Raw genomic sequence first — 19,387 nt, 5'->3', positions numbered from 1 at the left:
ACTATTATGGTCCACGCAATTGCGTATAATCTCTTTTTGAAGATCTTCATTTTTATCACTCCAGATTCATGGATTGTGAATGTATGGTCAATTGTATTGCTACAATCACCCATTCTGTAAAGTATATTCAAAGAAAGATTTTTTATTCTATGAAAAAGCCATATTAAGCCCCTCTGATATGGTAAAACCTAACATCTTTACAGTCTCATCAATATCCTTTGGTGTTACGAACATACCATTTAAATGCGGAGATATAATTTCTCGAATTAATTGGTACTTTTCATTTGCATCAAATGTCTTAAGCGTTCCACCAATCGTTTTTAATTCTTTTGTTTGCTCCATTGCATCGATTAGATTTTCCATCGTATCATTTACAATGGTCGCTGCATCCACTACAGTAGGTATTCCAATTGCAATTACTGGAACATTAAGACTTTCAAGATTTAGTCCATTTCTATGATTTCCTACTCCAGAGCCTGGATTGATTCCTGTATCTGTGATTTGAATGGTTCGATTCAGTCGCTTTGTACTTCTAGCCGCCAATGCATCAATTGCGATGACGTAATCTGGTTTTGTCTCATCTACAACCCCTTTTACGATTTCTAATGTTTCCATACCTGTTTGTGCCATTACCCCAGGAACAATTCCACTGATAATATTCACCTTATTTTTTCCTAATGCCTCTTTTCCATATTCCCTTACTACATGTCTTGTAATAAGAAGGTTTTCAACCACATTAGGACCTAAGGAGTCAGGCGTTACCTCTCGATTGCCAAGCCCGACAATCAATACAGATACTTCTTTTTCCAAAGGAATTAGCTTCTTGATTTGTTCTGCTAATTCTTTTGAGATTTCTCGGTGATAATCTTGATCTGGCACTACCATATTCGGAGCTTCTAACGTTACATAGTTTCCCATAGGTTTTCCCATGGCCTTTGCCCCATTTTCATTTTCGATTACAACCCTTGTAATCTTTATGTCCTGCTCTTCCTTATAACTCTCGTCAATAATCACACCTTTGATTTCAACATTATCTTCTTCAAAGCTTTCCTTGGCTTCAACCGCTAAGTCTGTCCGAACCATAAATATTTCTTGTTCTTTTTCCTTATTATCCTGCATGTTCTCATCACCTTTCAAATTCCTTTTGCTTATCCCTATCATTCCCAAAAGTCTTTTCATTATGCAGTGAAAAAGATAACCTATCTTCAAAAAAAGCTTAAGACAAAAATTGTCGTTAAGCTTTTTTCTTTCTATCTTATTCTTACCATTTTAAATTTCTTGCCCCTTTCATGGTTGGTGGCATTTCCCATGCAAAGTGATCAGTGTGAAGCAATTGGTGAGCTTTATGCGATAACGGTTTATCCAAATAATCTTGATACAATTGAATAATAGAAGGATTTTCATGAGAAAATCGTATTTCATTTATTTTATCTAGGTGATAGAGCTGATTGGCTCTTTCTTTTGCCAACTCCATTCCATCTTGTATTGGCTGTCCACCGCCACCAACACATCCACCTGGACATGCCATAACTTCTACGAAATCATAGCTTGCTTTTTTACTTTTTATTCGTTCCATAACTTCTCTTGCATTCGCAAGTCCCGTCACGACGGCTGTCTTAACTGTGGTTCCCTCTATCTCAAATTCTGTTTCTCTGATTCCTTCTTCTCCTCTAATTTCACTAAACGCATCTGGTTTTGGATTTTCACCCACTACGAAATAATATGCACTACGAAGGGCCGCCTCCATTACTCCACCAGTTGTACCAAATATAACGCCTGCTCCCGACCCCACTCCAAGCGGAGTATCAAATTCCTCTTCTTCTAAGATACTTGGTACAATGTTTTCTGCTTTAATCATTCGAACAACTTCTCTCGTAGTTAAAACCAAATCCACATCTTGGCCTGCTCCTGCATCCTTCATCGTTTCAATTTCACACTCTGCTTTTTTTGCTACACAAGGCATAATCGAAATGGAATAAATTTGTTCTGGACTCGCTCCTAATATTTGAGCATAATAGCTTTTAGCAACCGCACCAAACATCTGCTGCGGTGACTTAGCAGTAGATAAATGAGGAACTAGTTCTGGATATTGGCTCTTTACGAACCTTATCCATCCTGGACAACACGAGGTAAACATAGGAAAAGAATTCTTTTCTTTCTTTTTTAATCGTTCCAAAAACTCACTGGCCTCTTCCATTATTGTTAGGTCTGCCGAAAAATTTGTATCAAAGATATAGTCAAATCCAATTTTTCGAAGGGCACTTACTAACCTTTTCATGGTAGCCTCTTCCCTTTTTAAGCCAAGCATTTCTCCCCATGCTGCTCTAATTGCTGGTGCAACTTGAACAACGGTTATCTTATCTTTATTAGCAATCGCATCATACGCCTTACTCGTATCATCTCTTTCTCTTAACGCTCCTACTGGACAATGGGTAATACATTGACCACAGAGTGTACAATCTGAATTTTCAATTTTACGATTATAGGATACATCGACTGTAGTCCTTGATCCTGTATAGGATATATCCCAGACATTCATTTCTTGAATCTTATCACAGACTTGAATACATCGCATACATTTGATACACTTGCCCGAATCGCGAATCAATGGAAATTCTTTATTCCAAGGCAGTGTAGTCACCTCTTTGTCATATGGAATCTCTAAAATACCAAGATTATTTGCAATTTCTTGAAGCTTGCAGTTGCCACTTCTTACACAGGTGGCACAGTGACAATCATGCTGCGATAGAATCAATTCAATATTGGTTCTTCTTACCTTTCTAACTTTTGTACTATTGGTATGAATTACCATTCCCTCTTCTACTACATTATTACATGCAGTTATTAACTTATCTTTTCCTTCAATTTCTACCACACAGACACGACAGGCTCCTATCTCATTTATTTCTTTTAGATAGCAAAGATGAGGAATTAGAGTTCCTACTCTTTTTGCTGCCTCCATGATTGTTATATTTTCTGGGACACTGACTTCTTTTTTATTTATTATTATTTTTACCATATTGCAACTCTGCCTCCCTTAAATACACCATATCCAAAATGATCGCAGCGCAAGCATCTAGATGCTTCTTGACAGGCTTCTTCTCTTGTCATTCCATATTCTATAAAATCAAAATTATCCTTTCTTTCGCTTGCTTCTTTTTCTCTCAAATTAATTCTTGCACAAACAGGTCTGTCTTCTAATCTAGCTGCTGGTATCTCTACATCGCAGCCAATCAAATGATTAAAGCCTAAATAATTGTCAATATTGGCCGCCGCCACCTTTCCTGCTGCTATGGCACGTATTACAGTTGCTGGTCCAGTCACGCAATCTCCTCCCGCAAATACGCCTGGAATTTCTGTCACCTCACTATCTGCCATAGCTCGAATGATACCTCTTTTTACAGGTACTCCATTTTCTTCAAAATGTCTGCTCTCAATTCCTTGTCCTATGGCTACGATAATGATATCTGCAGAAATCTTTTTTTCTTCTTCCATGGAATCTCTTGCGTTGGCTCGACCACTGTTACTTATCTTGCCTATAATCTGTGGCTTTACAACCAAGGCATTTGCACGCCCTTGCTTATCAGCTTCAATTCTTACTGGAGCCATCAAATCAATTAATTCACACCCCTCTGCAATAGCTCCTTCTACTTCATCTGGTAAAGCTGTCATATCCACTTTTCTTCTTCGATAAACAATGGTCACCTTCGCTGCGCCCAAACGCTTTGCCGATCTAGTACAATCCATTGCCACATTACCGCCACCTATTACTACCACTTTCTTTCCAGTAAAATCTGGCATCCTATCATCACCGATATTTTTCAACATTTCTACGGCAGATATCACACCCTTGCTTTCTTCCCCTTCAATTCCCACCTTTTTATCTGTGTGTGCCCCGATGGCAATATAGACAGCGTCATATTCCTCTCGAAGACTTTTAATCGTAATTTCTTCACCAATATTGACACCCAAATTCACTTTCACACCAGCAGACAATATGGCATCAATATCTTCTTGTAAACGCTCTCTCGGAAATCGATAACTTGGTATTCCATATCTTAACATTCCTCCAAGTTTGGCCCTTTTCTCATACACCACTACCTCATGTCCCATGAGTGCAAGGTAATAAGCCGCACTTAGTCCTGCAGGACCGCCTCCCACAATTGCAACTTTCTTACCCGTATTAGCCTCACACAACGGAATGGGTACAACACCTGCATGATCGACAGCAAATCGCTTTAACCCTCTTATATTAATCGAGCTATCCAGCATATTTCTCCTACATCTAGCTTCGCAAGGATGTTCACATATAAGAGCACAAGCGGTAGGAAATGGATTATCTTTACGGATTAACTTTACTGCATCTTCATATCGTTCTTCTCCGATTAATGATATGTAGCCTGGTATATCTACACCTGCTGGGCATAATGCAACACATGGAACAGGTTGATTCAAATTGAAATTACATTTACCTGCATCAATATGTTCTAGATAGTCATCCCTAAATCCTGACAAACCACGCAACACCATATTTGCAGCTTCATAGCCAATTGCACAATCTGCCGAGTCTTTGATATTTTGTGCTGTATTCTCAATCAAAGCTAAGGTATCACGTGTTCCTTTGTTCTCTAGAACATCTGTAATTAAATTTTGTAGTTGCCCGAGTCCAACCCTACATGGAACACATTTGCCACAAGTTTGCGCATGACAAAGCTTTAAAAACGATAACGTTAAGTCAACGGGACAAAGTCCAGGGGGACTTGCAACGATTCTACGTTCAATATCAGCATATAAGCGGTCAACCGTCTGGCCTGCTATATTCTCCGTCGTAATTCTTAATCTACTCATAATTTTTCACCTGTCTTCCTTACATGATTAAAGGTTGCAATTATATACTTGTTTATTTTTTAACAATCAATACTTAAACCTCCCCTCCTTTTTTAAATTTTCACTACCACTTGGCAAACTTGTTTAAATTGTATTCTTTATTCTTTTGATTTCGCTTTATATTGTAACATTTTACTAATATGATTATATTATATTAATCACATTTTAAAATCAAGTTTATTTTTTTACTAATTCCAGAATATATTTTATGTATTATTACTATATTAAAATATTTTCTTCCTCTCTCTCTATATTTGATATATAATAAAAGATACCTTCATTTATTTTGAATACGCCTGCGTTGTACGAAGAAAGCTCTGTCCAATTGACACATGGTTATCCATTTAGAAAACTTTAGTAAATAATTGTTACATTTCACTTGACATAGCATGCATAATATTTTAATATATATAAGTGTGTTTACATTAGCACGTCCGTGTCCGGCTAATGATGTAAATACTTAAATGAAAATATGAGAAATTGAAAATGTCATTTTCAATTTATAAAAACCATTAAACAACATTAAATATTCGGAGGTGCCTAAATTGGCTAATATTAAATCTTCAAAGAAAAGAATTTTAGTAAACAGAACAAAAGCTGAAAGAAATAAGGCGATTAAATCAAAAGTTAAGACATCTATCAAGAAAGTAGACGCTGCCATTGCTGCAAGTGATAAAGCTGCTGCTGCAACTGCTTTAGTAGAAGCTATTTCAACAATTGATAAAGCAACTACAAAAGGTGTTTATCATAAAAACACATCTTCTAGAAAGATTTCTCGTTTAGCGAAAGCTGTAAACGCAATTCAATAATATATTGTAATTCAAACCACCAAAACCGTCAATTGGTGGTTTTTTTATATCTTAGAAGCTCTTTGAACTTTTTTATTCACTATATTCAAATGCAAAAAGATATGGCAAAGAAAATTTTCTTTGCCATATCTTTTTTATGTAATACTTTTGTCGAATTTATAACTTAAACTGTGAAACTGCATTTTCTAAATCAGCTGCTAAATCAGCTAATACAACTGCAGTTGCTGAAACTTCTTCTAGATTCGCAGTTTGTTCTGTTACCGTAGCGGAGATATCATTTGTAACTGTTACATTTTCTCCTGTTTTTTCATCTATCATTTTCATGTTATCAGCTACATTTACGATAATCTCTGACAGCTCTTCAATCTCAGTAATAATGTCTTTGATATCTTTATTCATAACTTCAGTTCCTTGCTTAATTTCAGCAAAACTTTTACTTGTCATATCTGCAAGAACATTACCTTTTTGAAGTTGTCCAAGACCTTCTGTCATCTTACTGCTCATATTATTGGCATCCGCCTGTACTTCTGTAATAATGGAACCAATTCTTGCCGCAGCTGATTGAGAATCCTCAGCTAATTTTCTAATTTCAGATGCAACAACTGCGAAACCTCTTCCTGCTTCTCCTGCTCTTGCTGCTTCAATACTAGCATTTAAAGATAATAAATTTGTTTGTGAAGCAATTTCTGTAATGGAATTTAATATCGCATTCATTTCTTTTGTACTTTCACTTAATTTGGATGCTACGCTAGCTACCTGATCCATTACGTTGTTTACATTTGATAACTGTTTTACATATTGGTTAATATTGTCATTACCCTTTTCAGCCATTTGCATTGATTGATCTGCTCTTTCCTCAATGCGATCTGCACTTTGAGTAATTTTACTTGAAATGTTTTCCATCTCATATACTCTGCTCATTGCACTGTCAGACTCTGCTTTTTGTTCACTCATGCGATGAGACATTTCTTCAATTGACTCAGAAATTCGAACACTTCCATTCGTATTCTCAGTTACACTTTCAGTAACTACTTTAGTGGAATTCTCAATTTCTTGACTCATAGAGTATACCTTTTGAATAATTCCTTTTAAACTAGTACTCATATCATTAAATGCATCTGCCAAATCTTTGATTTCATCTTTTGAGCTAACAATTACTTCTTCTGCTGTCAAATCTCCACTTGCCATAATCTGCATCTGCTCTTTTAAGCTATATAATGGCTTTGTAATATTTCTTGTTACAATGATAACCACTAAGATTGATAAGCTGCCAACCACAGCAACAAGTACTATAATCATAACAATAACACTTGCAAAAGCTGTCTGAATATCTTCTTTTAACTTCTCGCTTCTCTTTAATTCACTGTCTGTTAAAATAGAAACTTCATCTTGAATATATCCTGCAACATCTCTTAAATAATAAATAGAATCAAAAGCTTTTGAATCTAATTGACCGATTGCATTTATTTCATTCGCCTTTGTCTCATAGGTAGCAAATAAACGATTAATTGTTTCGATTGCATTCCTACTTTCTTTGTTCTCTGCAACATTTGCTATATTTGCATCTGTTGAGGTAATTGCATTCTTAATCACCTCTAATCGCTCTGGAATCTTTGCTTCTTCTGCACTCTTATTTTGCGTACACAAAGTTAGTAACTCAGAGGGTATTAATTCGCAGTTTTCCTTAATTGAATTAATGGTCGTTACATTCTCAATTACATTTTCAAGCTTTGTTGTAAAGCTCACTGCATTAAGTGCCAAAACAATTAGTGCAATCGTCATCGACACTAAAATGAAAGTAGATGTATAAATTATCTTTCTCCCAATTGTTCTTGGTGTTAATAAAGTAAGGAAATTGTTTAATCCTTTTCCCTCTTTCAAGACTTTACTTTTTTGTTTCTTAATGGTTAGAATTTCATTATCTCCAACATTCTTTCGTTTTTTACTTTTCTTCATGAAATTTTTTGCCATCCCTAGCTTGCCCTTCACTTTCATCAAAAGACCTCCATTAATTTTTTCTTAAGTTTTTGTAACAATTCCACAAATGTATAGATTGATTATAACAAGTTTTCGATTTATTTACAACAAGTTTACCTTTTTTTAATATTTTATGACAAATAAGAACATTAACTCTTAAATAAAAAGAAAATAATCTTAAACGTCTACTTCAAATCTATAATATTAATGGAAGAATGTTAAAAATTGGTAATCCATTATCCAATAAAAAAGCAGGATTGCTAAATTTCAGCTCCCGCTTTATTATTTTAATATTTTGTCTCGGTATCTTCATCCCCAACAATCTTAACCATTCCACTGTTTAACTCTTCTACTGCAATGGATAGTGGCTTTTTGCCTCTTGAATCAACAAGTGCGTCTTCGCCACCAATGATTTGTCTTGCTCTTTTTGATGTTGCAAGAACGATTGAATATCTGCTATTTACTACTGGATGTTCGCCAACCTCTACTTCGCTATTTACTACTTTCATTAAATCCGTGTATGATGGATGTAACATATTTAATTCTCCTTTCAGAACTTCTTTAATTCTTCTTTGATTTGTTCGATATTACAATTATTTCTAGATACTCTACAATGTTCACTCTGAATAATATTATGAGTTCTTACAATACATTCTTCTAAATCATCATTAATGATTAAATAATCATACTGATCAATTCCTTCTGCTTCCAAAACAGCCCTCTTTAGCCTACAATCAATTGTCTTACTATCCTCTGTTCCTCTTCCAACCAATCTTTGTTTTAATTCTTGCATACTTGGTGGTGTAACAAAAAGAAGTAATGTGTCTGGAAACTTCTCTTTTACCTTTAGAGCTCCTTGAATTTCAATTTCGAGGATTACATCTTTACCACTTTCTAGCTGACTATCTACATATGCCTTCGGAGTACCATAAAAATTCTCGACATATTCTGCATATTCTATTAATTGATCTTGCTCTATCATATCCATAAATTCTTCTTTTGTCTTAAAAAAATACTCTACACCATGCGTTTCACCCGCTCTTGGGTTCCTGGTAGTTGCAGAAATTGATAACGCATAATTTTGATAACGTTTCATCAATCCTTTCACGATAGTACCTTTACCAGCACCTGAAAATCCTGATATAACTGTTAGTATACCTTTCTTATTCATTCTTGTCACCTTTCATCATTATTAAACCTTCCAGCGATTGTCTCAGGCTGCAATGCCGATAAAATAATATATTCATCTTCCGTAATGATTACAGAACGGGTTCTTCTTCCTTGTGTGGCATCTACGACCACTCCTTTGTCCTTGGCAGTTTGAATCATTCTTTTAATCGGAGCTGCCTCAGGATTTATAACTGCTACAATTTTATTTGTGTTTACCACATTTCCAAATCCAATATTAATTAAACCAGCCAAATAAATTCCCCTTACTATTCAATATTTTGTATTTGCTCTCTGATCTTTTCAATCTCTGTTTTTAAATTAATTGCTCGATTTGATACTTCTAGATCATTCGCCTTTGAAAGTATGGTATTTGCTTCCCTGTTCATTTCCTGTGCAATAAAATCAAGTTTTCTTCCCATATTTCCACCAGCATTTAGCGTATCCTTTGTATTCGAAATATGGCTTTTTAATCGAACGATTTCTTCATCCACACAAATCTTATCTGCAAACAAGACTACTTCTGCTGCTATTCTGCTTTCTTCAATCGTAGAATCATTTAATAATTCCATTACACGCTCTTCTAATTTTTTTCTATATTCTGCTATGATATCTGGTGAACGTTCTTCAATGTAAGTAACGTCTTTTAGCATTGCATCTAATTTGGCATTTAAATCCTTCTTTAGATTCTCACCTTCTACAATTCTTGCTTCTACCAGATTCTTGGCTGCCGCTGTCAATGTCTTTTCAATTAATTTCCAAAGTTCTTCTTCGTCTAAGGACTGCTCCTCCATAACTATAACCTCTGGATATCTGGATAAAGTAACAGCATTAATCTCGCCATTTATCTCAAACTCATTTGACATTTGTCTAATATACTTTAAATATTCTGCTGCGACATCAGAATTATATTTTAATGAAACTTTATTCTCTGATAAATCTTCATAAGTAAAAAATATATCCACTTTGCCTCGTTGAATATAATTCTTTAATAGACTTCGAATCGCTGCCTCAAAGATATTCAGCTTTTTGGGCATCTTCAAATTAATGTCTAGGTATCTATGGTTAACGGCCTTCATCTCTACGGTTAGCCTGCGAACACCATCAGATTCTTCGCATCGGCCAAAGCCTGTCATACTTTTTATCATTCTATCACTCTCTTTATTTTAATTTAAAAGCATACTTATACTAATTACCATAGCTTATCAAACAATTATAATTCATTTGTCCCTATGCGTCAATATTACAATTGAGATACTTTAAAATTTATAGCAGTACCCAGTAGTAGCACAATGAATTTGAGTCGGTATGACCTACATGCTACAATTTATATCAGTATTTTAATAGAAACACTTGCAAATTAATGATTTTACTGTAAAATAGGTAGAGAACGTTTGGTTAATCGTTACTATAGATAAACGAATAGTAACAGCTATAATTAAATAAGAAAGGTTTACAAAATGATTAGTGCAAATAATGTTACATTAAGAATTGGAAAAAAAGCTTTATTTGAAGACGTAAATATTAAATTTACCGAAGGAAACTGCTATGGTTTAATTGGTGCCAATGGTGCTGGTAAATCTACCTTTTTAAAAATTCTTTCCGGACAAATTGAACCAACAAAAGGTGATATTGTTATTACTCCTGGACAAAGATTATCTTTTCTTCAGCAGGATCACTTTAAATATGATGAGTACGCAGTTCTTGATACGGTTATTATGGGAAATGCAAGATTATATCAAATCATGAAAGAAAAAGATGAAATCTATGCAAAAGAAGATTTCACCGAAGAAGATGGAATCAAAGCGAGCGAGCTAGAAGGTGAGTTTGCAACGATGAACGGCTGGGAGGCAGAATCAGATGCTGCTACCTTACTAAATGGTCTTGGAATCTCTACTGATCTTCATTATAAATACATGAAAGATTTAAATGGTAGTGAAAAAGTAAAAGTATTACTTGCTCAGGCTTTATTTGGTAATCCAGATATCCTTCTACTCGATGAGCCTACAAACCATTTGGATTTAGATGCGATTAGATGGTTAGAGGAATTTTTAATTAACTTTGAAAACACCGTTATTGTTGTATCACATGATCGTTACTTTTTGAATAAGGTGTGTACGCATACGGCTGATATTGATTATGCAAAAATTCAACTTTATGCTGGTAACTATGATTTTTGGTATGAATCTAGCCAGTTAATTGTAAAGCAGATGAAAGAGGCCAATAAGAAAAAAGAAGAAAAAATCAAAGAATTGCAAGATTTTATCTCCAGATTCAGTGCCAATGCCTCCAAGTCAAAACAGGCTACTTCAAGAAAGAAAGCTCTTGAAAAAATCGAACTTGATGACATTAAGCCTTCCAGTAGAAAATATCCTTATATTGACTTTAGACCATCAAGAGAAATCGGTAACGAGGTCCTCACGGTTGAAAACTTATCAAAGACCATTGATGGCGAGAAAGTACTTGACAATGTATCCTTCATTGTTAATCGCGAAGATAAGATTGCCTTTGTAGGTAGCAATGAACTTGCCAAAACAACTTTATTCAAAATTTTAGCTGGTGAGCTAGAGCCAGATGAAGGAAATTATAAATGGGGAATTACCGTAACCAAATCCTACTTTCCAAAAGATAACACTGCTGAATTTGATAATGACCTTACCATCGTAGACTGGTTGACGCAATTTTCTGAAGAAAAAGATGTTACTTATGTTCGTGGTTTCTTAGGAAGAATGCTTTTTGCTGGTGATGATGGCGTTAAAAAAGTAAAGGTATTATCAGGTGGAGAAAAGGTGCGTTGCCTTCTATCTAAAATGATGATTTCAGGTGCAAATGCACTTATGCTAGATGAGCCAACCAACCATTTAGACATGGAAAGTATTACTGCTCTTAACAATGGATTGATTAAATTCCCAGGTGTTTTACTTTTTGCTTCTCATGATCACCAGTTCATTCAGACAACGGCAAATCGTATTATGGAAATATTACCAGGTGGTAAACTCTTAGATAAGATTACAACTTATGATGAATATCTTGAAAGTGATGAAATGGCTAGAAAACGTCAAGTTTATACCGCTGATAAAGAAGATGAAATGTAATCCTTAAAATTACAACCATGTTGTATCAAATTGGAGGCTGATTTATGAATAAAAAGCTAAAACAAGTTCTCTCGCTCATTGGTATTGTGATTTTAATAGGGCTATATATCATGACTTTCGTCTTTGCCTTATTGGACTTTGATGGTGCCGCAAATTGGTTTAAGATTTCTCTTTATTCAACTATCGTTGTCCCAGCGTTACTATATGCTTATTTATTAATTTATAAGTATCTAAAAAAATAAATAGCTTCTTGCAAATAAAAAGAAAACGGAATACATTAGACTCCGTTTTCTTTTTATTTATGAATCTCTTGTTGCTAAAGTGAAAATGCTAACTCATAAGAAGGTTCATTGGAAATATTTAAAATATTATTTAGTGCTCTAGGAATTTTAATTATTTTCTTATAACTCATCTCTACTTTATCACAGCTTAGGCAATCAAACATCTGTATCGCCTCATCTAATAAGCTAGCATAACGATCTACTGCTCTCTTCTTTTCTTCATTAAAAACAATACAAAATTTGCCTGGTTTATCGTATACCACTCTTTTATATTCTCTCACTGTAGAGGGCTCTAAGTGATTGATCGTTAAGTATAAATAAAACTCATTTAGCAATGATTTCTTACTATTTTTTAACCATTCTATCTTGCCAGATAATATGCTTTCACATTCTTCTTTGGTTAAATCAACGAACGCTTTATAAATAACACCATTTTGTTTGCTTTTCTTTTCCAAATAGTATGTAGAAATCTCTTCCATTCTCATACATAAACTAAAAGAAGGTTTATTCGGTACCTCTTCTTCCTGATACGCTTTGTACATATTCTCAACAAATTTAACTTTTCTAACCGCAATTTCCTTTCCTTCTTTTTTATGCTTTTCTCGTATTTTTTCTCGAATCATCTCGTATTCATCATAGTGAAGCACATTATTTTCTTCATTATACATGATATACTTCATAAAAAGCCTCCATTCATACTTATACTACTACAATAGAACCCCATAAAGTTCCTACAAATTAAATTATATTCAAGTATTTTTATTTTATTCCAACTTATTCTTTGTTTTTTATCATAGCTCTAAAGCTATATCTTTCAATAAGTTACATTATAATAAATATATATGAAGACTTCGTGTCCAACTTTTGACGATTTTATTAAAATTAGCATAAATTTTTTCTAACTTTTTATTATAAAAGTTTTTCTAATTCTTCGACTGCTTTTTCCTTTGAGGTAAAGTGAATTGTTGAAAAACCTAATGCTTTTGCTGCTTCTATGTTATCAATATTGTCATCTAAAAAAACAGCGTTTTTAGGTTCAATGTCAAATTTCTTCGTGAGTATATGAAAAATCTCTGCCTCTGGTTTAATTGCATTGACTTCAAATGAAAACAATGCTCCATCACACGCTTCTATAAAATCTAATTGTTTTCTTGTCAATTCATATGTCATTCTCGCATAGTTTGATAGGATAAAGATACGAAAACCTGCTTCTTTTAACTCTTTTATCCATGATTTTGTGTAATCATACGTAACAATTGTGTTGCCAAGATTGGCAATCACTTGTCTGATTTCTTTTTCATACGCAGGCGCATTTTGTATGAAGGATTGGATGATTTCATCATCCGTTAGTATACTTCGATCAAACTCATTCCACTCCTTGCTTTGAAAGGTTGCCTTAATTACTGCATTTTTCACATGTTCTGGAAAATTAAATTCTTCCATATATTCTTTCCATCTAAAGTGTACCAGTACCATTCCCACATCAAAAACAATTGTATTAATCAAATCAAGCTCCTCCTATTTTTCATTCATTTTTTTCCATATAGACAGTTGCTTTCACCTGCTTATATGATGCATCATAGATAATCTCTATAGATAAGATAAATTATTTCATCATCTCTTTAATCTTTACAATAGGCAAACCTGTCGCTTTCATTTTCTTAATAAACATAATTCTCTCCATAGTCTCAACTCTTTTATATCTACGTGTCAAGTTCTCTTCTTCTTGCTCATATTGTAACATTCCCTCTTCTGTATAATATTTAAGAGTGCTATAACGTATTCCTGTAAGTCTTACTAATTCTCCAATAGTCACAAACTCAGCAGTTTCTATTACTTCTTGACTTCTTTGCCTTGACAAGCTGTTGTCACCTCTTTTCCTATCTATTAGATCGATTATCCGATGAATCCAATTACTGAAATCAAAGCCTCAATATAATCAACCATTTCTTTTATGAAAGAACCTTCTTTACTTTTTTTAACTTCATTCAATCTATTTTTTAAAATATCTGATTCGTATTGTGAAAAATACCTTTTAATAGCACTGCTTTTATAAAGTAATGCTCCAAGAATTATGGTCTCGTTACTAACTGGACCTCCTTCTAAAAACTCTGCTCTTATTTTTTCAACCACTCTTAGTACACTCTCTTCATTTGGTATATATAAAGTTTTTGTCTTAAACACTCCACCTGTCTCTAATGAAATAAGATTCTCTTTCACCATAGGGATACTTAGCGATTTGATATATTCATTTAATAACTTGCCCGTTCCAAATATATATCGAGATACAATATCTTTTACATCTTTCTTTTTGCTATTACAAATCACTTGATAAAGTGGTCTTAAATATTCCTTCTCTAAGGTGGTACCATTGTTTACAACTATTTTTTTCTTATCATTGATTGAAATTACATTAAGATTCAATAATTCTAAAATCCCCCCTGCCACAAGACAAGTTGAAATTTGAGTTGAATAAAAAGTAGGAATCGTACCTTGTGGTTTTAAAATACAGAGTAAAAATTCTTGAGTATAAGATAAATCTGACATAAAGTTCTCCTTTCACTTTCACTTACTACTTACTACTTACTACTTACTACTTATAGTATGCTATTCTTTTATGAATGTCAATCCTTTTTATCTATTTACTTGAATAACAAAGTCATAGAAATTTGTTCTTGTTTCCAACGCCAGATTAATTATTTTTGACGATTTACTCCAACTAAAAATGCTCTGCCATATGTGACAGAGCATTTAGACTTTAAACAATCACTTTATGAAAGCGGAAAGCTTGAGAACGAAGCGTTCTCCCATTGATTTATATATACCTATTTATTTCTATATATAATATCATCTCTTCCAGGCCCATTGGAGATTAAAGTAATAGGGAATCCAATTTTTTCTTCAATGTATTCTATATATTTTCTACAATTTTCAGGTAAATCCTCGTAATTTTTGATTCCTCTGATGTCAGTCTTCCATCCAGGCAATACTTCAATTACTGGCTTAGCCTTCTCTAAGAGGGAAGTGGTTGGGAAATCAGTTGTAATCTTTCCATCTATTTCATATCCGATACATACTGGAATCTCATCTAAATATCCCAATACATCCACTACTGTGAATGCAACATCTGTCGTTCCTTGAATTCTGCAACCATACTTTGATGCAACGACATCAAACCACCCCATACGTCTTGGACGTCCAGTAGTAGCACCATATTCACCACCATCTCCTCCACGTCTTCTTAACTCATCTGCCTCTTCACCAAAGATCTCACTAACAAACGCACCTGCTCCAACTGCACTAGAATACGCCTTGCAAACGGTAATAATCTTCTTAATCTCATATGGAGGCACTCCTGCTCCAATTGCTCCATATGCAGCGAGTGTCGAGGAAGATGTTACCATTGGATATATTCCATGATCTGGGTCCTTTAATGAGCCTAACTGGCCTTCTAGTAAGATATTTTTACCTTCTGCAATTGCGTTCCATAAATATAAGGATACATCACATACATAAGGCGCTACCATTTCCTTATATCTCATTAATTCTTCAAATATTTCTTGTGTGTCTAACTTTGGTTTATGATATAAATGCTCTAACAATACATTTTTCGTTGCACAAACACGCTCAAGTTTTTCTTTCAAGGTTTTCTCATCAAATAACTCACTCACTTGAAATCCAATCTTAGCATACTTATCTGAATAAAATGGTGCAATCCCTGATTTGGTTGAACCAAAAGAATTTCCCCCTAATCGTTCTTCTTCATATTGGTCAAAGAGAATATGGTATGGCATAACAATCTGAGCACGGTCAGATACTAAAAGCTTTGGCGCTGGTACACCTCGTTCTACAAGTCCTTGAACCTCTTTAAAAAGAAGTGGTACATTAAGAGCAACACCATTTCCAATTACACTCGTTGTATGCTCATAAAACACACCAGATGGAAGCGTATGTAATGCAAACTTCCCATAATTGTTCACGATTGTATGACCTGCATTTGCTCCTCCTTGAAAACGTACAATGATATCAGCCTCTTTTGCGAGCATATCCGTAATTTTACCCTTACCTTCGTCTCCCCAATTTGCTCCAACTACTGCATTAACCATGATATATCCTCCTAGCATTTGTATTTCGCTTATTTGAATAAAATAAGTATCAAACTTATTTCAACCATTTGATTATACTACATTCACTTTCATAAGTAAAATCAATATCATTTATATTAGGTATAATTATTAATTATATCACTATCATATCTATAAATTTTTGTGCAGCAGAGGACAATGGATTATTATCATCTGTTACAATACAAAAGTTTCTTTTTGGAATTGTCTCACTAAATTTTAACTCGATTAACTCTTCTCTTTCAAGATATTTGCGAGCAAAATCTCTTACTACGCTCGCCACACCAAGGTTTCGTAATGCAAATTGGACTATAATTTCACTGGTTGCAAGTTCAAATTCTGGATTTAACACTACATTTTTGCTCCATAGATAAGAATCAACATATGTCCTGGTACTTGTATTTCCTTCCAGACAAATAATTGGTAATTTCTCTAATTGCTTATACTCGAGTATCTGATTTTTTAAATAACTAAACTTTGACCCTGCAACAAATATATCTTCTATTTCTTTTACTTCATTTCTTTTAATACCTTGTTTGATAGTAACAGGAGAACTTACTACGCCAAAATCTATTTTGCCTTCTTGTAAAAAATTCAACGTTTCAGGTGTCGGTCCGTTTGTAACAGTGACTTTGATTTTAGGATACAATTCATGAAATTTCTCTAATATTGGTAACAAATAAAATTGAAGTGTCATATCACTAGCTCCAATTCTAATTTCACCATATTGTAAATTAAGCATTTCTTTCACTTTATTTTCTCCCAAAATAATGGATTCATACCCTCTTTTTACATAAGAAAACAACACTTCTCCTTCTGAGGTGAAACGAACCCCCTTTGAGGTGCGGATAAATAAAGGAGCTTCGATTGCACTTTCAAGTTGTTTAATTGACTGGCTAACAGCAGGTTGTGATATGGATAGCTGTTCCGCAGCTTTTGAAATACTTTGGAATTTTCCTACAAAATAAAAGATTTTATAATAATCTAAATTAATATCCATGCTAAATCCTTTCTTCCACGCTTTTGTACGATGAGTTATATATAACATGATTGATAGATGCTTGTAATTAGTCAAAAGCAAATTAATTTTACACAATTTTATTGCAAAATTTGTCAAATATCATTATAATAAAATATTATACCATATACAGAGTATCGTTTTATAACTTACTTAGTACATATATCATTTATCATCACAAAGGAGTAATATTATGAAAGAAAAAATGACACAAAAACAAAGAAAAGGAATTAAAATAATTATTAAAATGTTAATCATTATTGTAATTCCTCTTCTTTTACAATCCATAGTCACTATTATTTCTAGCACCACTAAAATGACTTCATTATCGAACAGTTTGATTCATCATGAATTGAATACAGGTGTTTACTTTTTAGAGACCACATTGTCTTCCTATGGAACTGGCGACCTTACGTATGAAAGCGGAATTCTATACAAGGGTGGAAAAGATGTTTCTGACATTCTAGATACTCTTGATCATTTTAAGCAAAACACAAATGTAGATAGTACTATTTTCTATGGCGATACCCGTGTGGAAACCAGTTTAAAGCAATCGGACGGCTCTCGCATTATTGGTACAAAAGCAAATGATAAAGTAATTAAAGCTGTACTTGGCAAAGGTGAATCCTATTTTGATACTAATATAACCATTAATGGACAAAGTTATTATGGATACTATATTCCATTATATCAGCCAAGCACCAATGAAATCATCGGTATGTTATTCGCTGGCTTACCACGTGCCCAAACAGTTACTAGTATAAATAAAAGCATCGTTCAAAACATAATTATTGCAGCAGTGGTACTTCTCATATCACTTATACTTGGAATTTTCTTTGTAGGATTAATTGTAAAGGCAATCAGTGGTATTGTCGTTCATGTTAACAAACTAGCAAACGGAGATTTGGATGAAGATGTACAAAGCAAATTACTCACAAGAAGTGATGAGATTGGGGATATTTCACGCTCCCTACAGTCATTAATCCATTCATTTACAGATATATTACATAAAATATTATCAACCGCTGATTCACTTGCAGAATTTTCAGGAAAATTCAAAGCTTCTTTTGCTGCAATCAGTGAATCCATTGATAACATTGATACTGCTGTGGATGAAATTGCAAATGGAGCTACCTCACAGGCGGATGAAACCCAAAAGGCGAATAACGAAATGACGAATATAGGAAAAGCCATCGACTTTGCTTTTTCAAATGTAGAATCACTTACCGCAAATGCACAAAAAATGACTGAATTAAATACAACTGCAAATTCTACATTATCAGAATTATTAGAAATCAGCCAAAAAACAAAGGAATCCGTTGATGTTGTTCAAGAACAAACCAACATTACCAATCAGTCTGCGCTACAGATACAAGCGGCTACTGATTTAATTGCTGATATTGCAAGTCAGACAAATCTTCTTTCTTTAAATGCTAGCATTGAAGCAGCAAGAGCTGGGGAACACGGTAGAGGTTTTGCAGTGGTTGCAGAGGAAATAAGAATTTTGGCAGATCAGTCAAAAGAATCAGCGAATACGATTAATACAATTGTGAATGACTTAATTAACAATTCCAATACAAGTGTTAATACTATGAGTCAAGTTGCCAAAAACATTACGAATCAAAATGAAAAACTATATCTTACAAAAGATATGTTTACAACTCTTGATGGAGAAATCAACGAAGTAGGTGATTCTATCAAGAAGATAACTATCTTAATTAATCACTTGGCTAAAATGAAGGAAAAAGTGTTAAACAGCGTAGAAAACCTTGCCGCTATTGCTCAAGAGAATGCAGCAAGTACACAAGAAACCTCTGCTTCAATGATTGAACTAAGTAAGATAGTTGCAGATTGTACCTTAGCTACAGAAGATATTGTTACCCTTGCAGAGGAACTTGCTGCAAATACCAAACAATTTAGACTCAATCAAAAAAATGTGATAGCAGAACTTTAAATACAAATGAAATATAGCATAATAACTAAAATCCCACTTGATAACCAAGTGGGATTTTGCTGTAGTGTAAAACCA

Annotated in this window: 18 protein-coding genes; 4 read left to right on the top strand and 14 right to left on the bottom strand. The window is 34.0% G+C overall.

Going from position 1 to position 19,387, the window contains the following annotated elements:
* Nucleotides 1-147 precede the first annotated feature (147 nt).
* The 3 genes from gpr to F7O84_RS02260 all read right to left on the bottom strand — a co-directional run bounded on the left by gpr (nt 148) and on the right by F7O84_RS02260 (nt 4,848).
* Nucleotides 148-1,119: a GPR endopeptidase gene (gpr, locus tag F7O84_RS02270; protein WP_151141407.1), complete on the bottom strand. Its 972-nt coding sequence runs from the start codon at nt 1,117-1,119 to the stop codon at nt 148-150.
* 142 nt (nt 1,120-1,261) lie between these two features.
* Entirely contained in the window at nt 1,262-3,019 is a 1,758-nt protein-coding gene (locus F7O84_RS02265) for an NADH-dependent [FeFe] hydrogenase, group A6 (RefSeq protein ID WP_151141404.1), read from the bottom strand.
* A complete protein-coding gene (locus tag F7O84_RS02260) occupies nt 3,013-4,848 on the bottom strand; it encodes an NAD(P)-binding protein (protein ID WP_151141402.1) in 1,836 nt (611 codons plus the stop codon). The genes F7O84_RS02265 and F7O84_RS02260 overlap by 7 nt, the downstream gene beginning before the upstream one ends.
* Before the next feature lie 584 nt (nt 4,849-5,432).
* Here F7O84_RS02260 and rpsT point away from each other — a divergent pair.
* Entirely contained in the window at nt 5,433-5,696 is a 264-nt protein-coding gene (rpsT, locus tag F7O84_RS02255) for a 30S ribosomal protein S20 (protein WP_151141400.1), read from the top strand.
* Nucleotides 5,697-5,852: 156 nt separating this feature from the next.
* Here rpsT and F7O84_RS02250 read toward each other — a convergent pair whose 3' ends face one another.
* The 5 genes from F7O84_RS02250 to F7O84_RS02230 all read right to left on the bottom strand — a co-directional run bounded on the left by F7O84_RS02250 (nt 5,853) and on the right by F7O84_RS02230 (nt 9,988).
* Nucleotides 5,853-7,691 carry a methyl-accepting chemotaxis protein gene (locus F7O84_RS02250; protein ID WP_151141397.1) on the bottom strand — a complete coding sequence of 613 codons (1,839 nt, stop codon included), beginning with the start codon at nt 7,689-7,691 and terminating at the stop codon, nt 5,853-5,855.
* A 269-nt stretch (nt 7,692-7,960) separates the two neighbouring features.
* Nucleotides 7,961-8,209 carry a DNA-directed RNA polymerase subunit omega gene (gene rpoZ / locus F7O84_RS02245; RefSeq protein ID WP_151141394.1) on the bottom strand — a complete coding sequence of 83 codons (249 nt, stop codon included), beginning with the start codon at nt 8,207-8,209 and terminating at the stop codon, nt 7,961-7,963.
* Nucleotides 8,210-8,223: 14 nt separating this feature from the next.
* Nucleotides 8,224-8,844, bottom strand: coding sequence for a guanylate kinase (gene gmk, locus F7O84_RS02240; RefSeq protein ID WP_151141392.1), 621 nt, complete (start codon nt 8,842-8,844; stop codon nt 8,224-8,226).
* A gap of 5 nt (nt 8,845-8,849) precedes the next feature.
* On the bottom strand, nt 8,850-9,095 hold the full coding sequence (locus F7O84_RS02235; RefSeq protein WP_151141390.1) for a DUF370 domain-containing protein: 246 nt from the start codon (nt 9,093-9,095) through the stop codon (nt 8,850-8,852).
* A 14-nt stretch (nt 9,096-9,109) separates the two neighbouring features.
* Complete coding sequence (locus F7O84_RS02230; RefSeq protein ID WP_151141388.1) at nt 9,110-9,988, bottom strand: YicC/YloC family endoribonuclease; 879 nt, start codon at nt 9,986-9,988, stop codon at nt 9,110-9,112.
* A 312-nt stretch (nt 9,989-10,300) separates the two neighbouring features.
* On the opposite strand from F7O84_RS02230, the gene F7O84_RS02225 reads away from it, so the two are divergent.
* On the top strand, nt 10,301-11,935 hold the full coding sequence (locus F7O84_RS02225; protein WP_151141386.1) for an ABC-F family ATP-binding cassette domain-containing protein: 1,635 nt from the start codon (nt 10,301-10,303) through the stop codon (nt 11,933-11,935).
* Between the two features lie 44 nt (nt 11,936-11,979).
* Complete coding sequence (locus F7O84_RS02220; protein WP_151141384.1) at nt 11,980-12,177, top strand: hypothetical protein; 198 nt, start codon at nt 11,980-11,982, stop codon at nt 12,175-12,177.
* 74 nt (nt 12,178-12,251) lie between these two features.
* On the opposite strand, the gene F7O84_RS02215 is transcribed toward F7O84_RS02220, so the two are convergent.
* The 6 genes from F7O84_RS02215 to F7O84_RS02190 form a co-directional block, all read right to left on the bottom strand.
* The gene (locus F7O84_RS02215; RefSeq protein ID WP_151141382.1) at nt 12,252-12,896 is read right to left on the bottom strand and encodes a VTC domain-containing protein; all 645 of its coding nucleotides are present in this window, start codon (nt 12,894-12,896) and stop codon (nt 12,252-12,254) included.
* Nucleotides 12,897-13,125: 229 nt separating this feature from the next.
* A complete protein-coding gene (locus F7O84_RS02210) occupies nt 13,126-13,722 on the bottom strand; it encodes an HAD family hydrolase (protein WP_151141380.1) in 597 nt (198 codons plus the stop codon).
* A gap of 100 nt (nt 13,723-13,822) precedes the next feature.
* A complete protein-coding gene (locus F7O84_RS02205; protein WP_151141378.1) occupies nt 13,823-14,077 on the bottom strand; it encodes a MerR family transcriptional regulator in 255 nt (84 codons plus the stop codon).
* A gap of 35 nt (nt 14,078-14,112) precedes the next feature.
* Complete coding sequence (locus F7O84_RS02200) at nt 14,113-14,763, bottom strand: GPP34 family phosphoprotein (protein ID WP_151141376.1); 651 nt, start codon at nt 14,761-14,763, stop codon at nt 14,113-14,115.
* A 278-nt stretch (nt 14,764-15,041) separates the two neighbouring features.
* Nucleotides 15,042-16,322 carry an adenylosuccinate synthase gene (locus F7O84_RS02195; RefSeq protein WP_151141374.1) on the bottom strand — a complete coding sequence of 427 codons (1,281 nt, stop codon included), beginning with the start codon at nt 16,320-16,322 and terminating at the stop codon, nt 15,042-15,044.
* A 133-nt stretch (nt 16,323-16,455) separates the two neighbouring features.
* Nucleotides 16,456-17,340 (bottom strand): LysR family transcriptional regulator, encoded by an 885-nt coding sequence (locus F7O84_RS02190; protein WP_151141372.1) that lies wholly within the window; start codon nt 17,338-17,340, stop codon nt 16,456-16,458.
* 211 nt (nt 17,341-17,551) lie between these two features.
* On the opposite strand from F7O84_RS02190, the gene F7O84_RS02185 reads away from it, so the two are divergent.
* Nucleotides 17,552-19,312, top strand: coding sequence for a methyl-accepting chemotaxis protein (locus tag F7O84_RS02185; RefSeq protein WP_151141370.1), 1,761 nt, complete (start codon nt 17,552-17,554; stop codon nt 19,310-19,312).
* The last annotated feature ends 75 nt before the right edge of the window (nt 19,313-19,387 follow it).

This window comes from Candidatus Galacturonatibacter soehngenii (genome assembly GCF_008830185.1).
Taxonomy (GTDB): Bacteria; Bacillota; Clostridia; order Lachnospirales; family Lachnospiraceae; genus Lachnotalea; species Lachnotalea soehngenii.
Note: the sequence above shows the minus strand (reverse complement) of the source record. Positions and strands in the feature narration are given on the sequence as shown.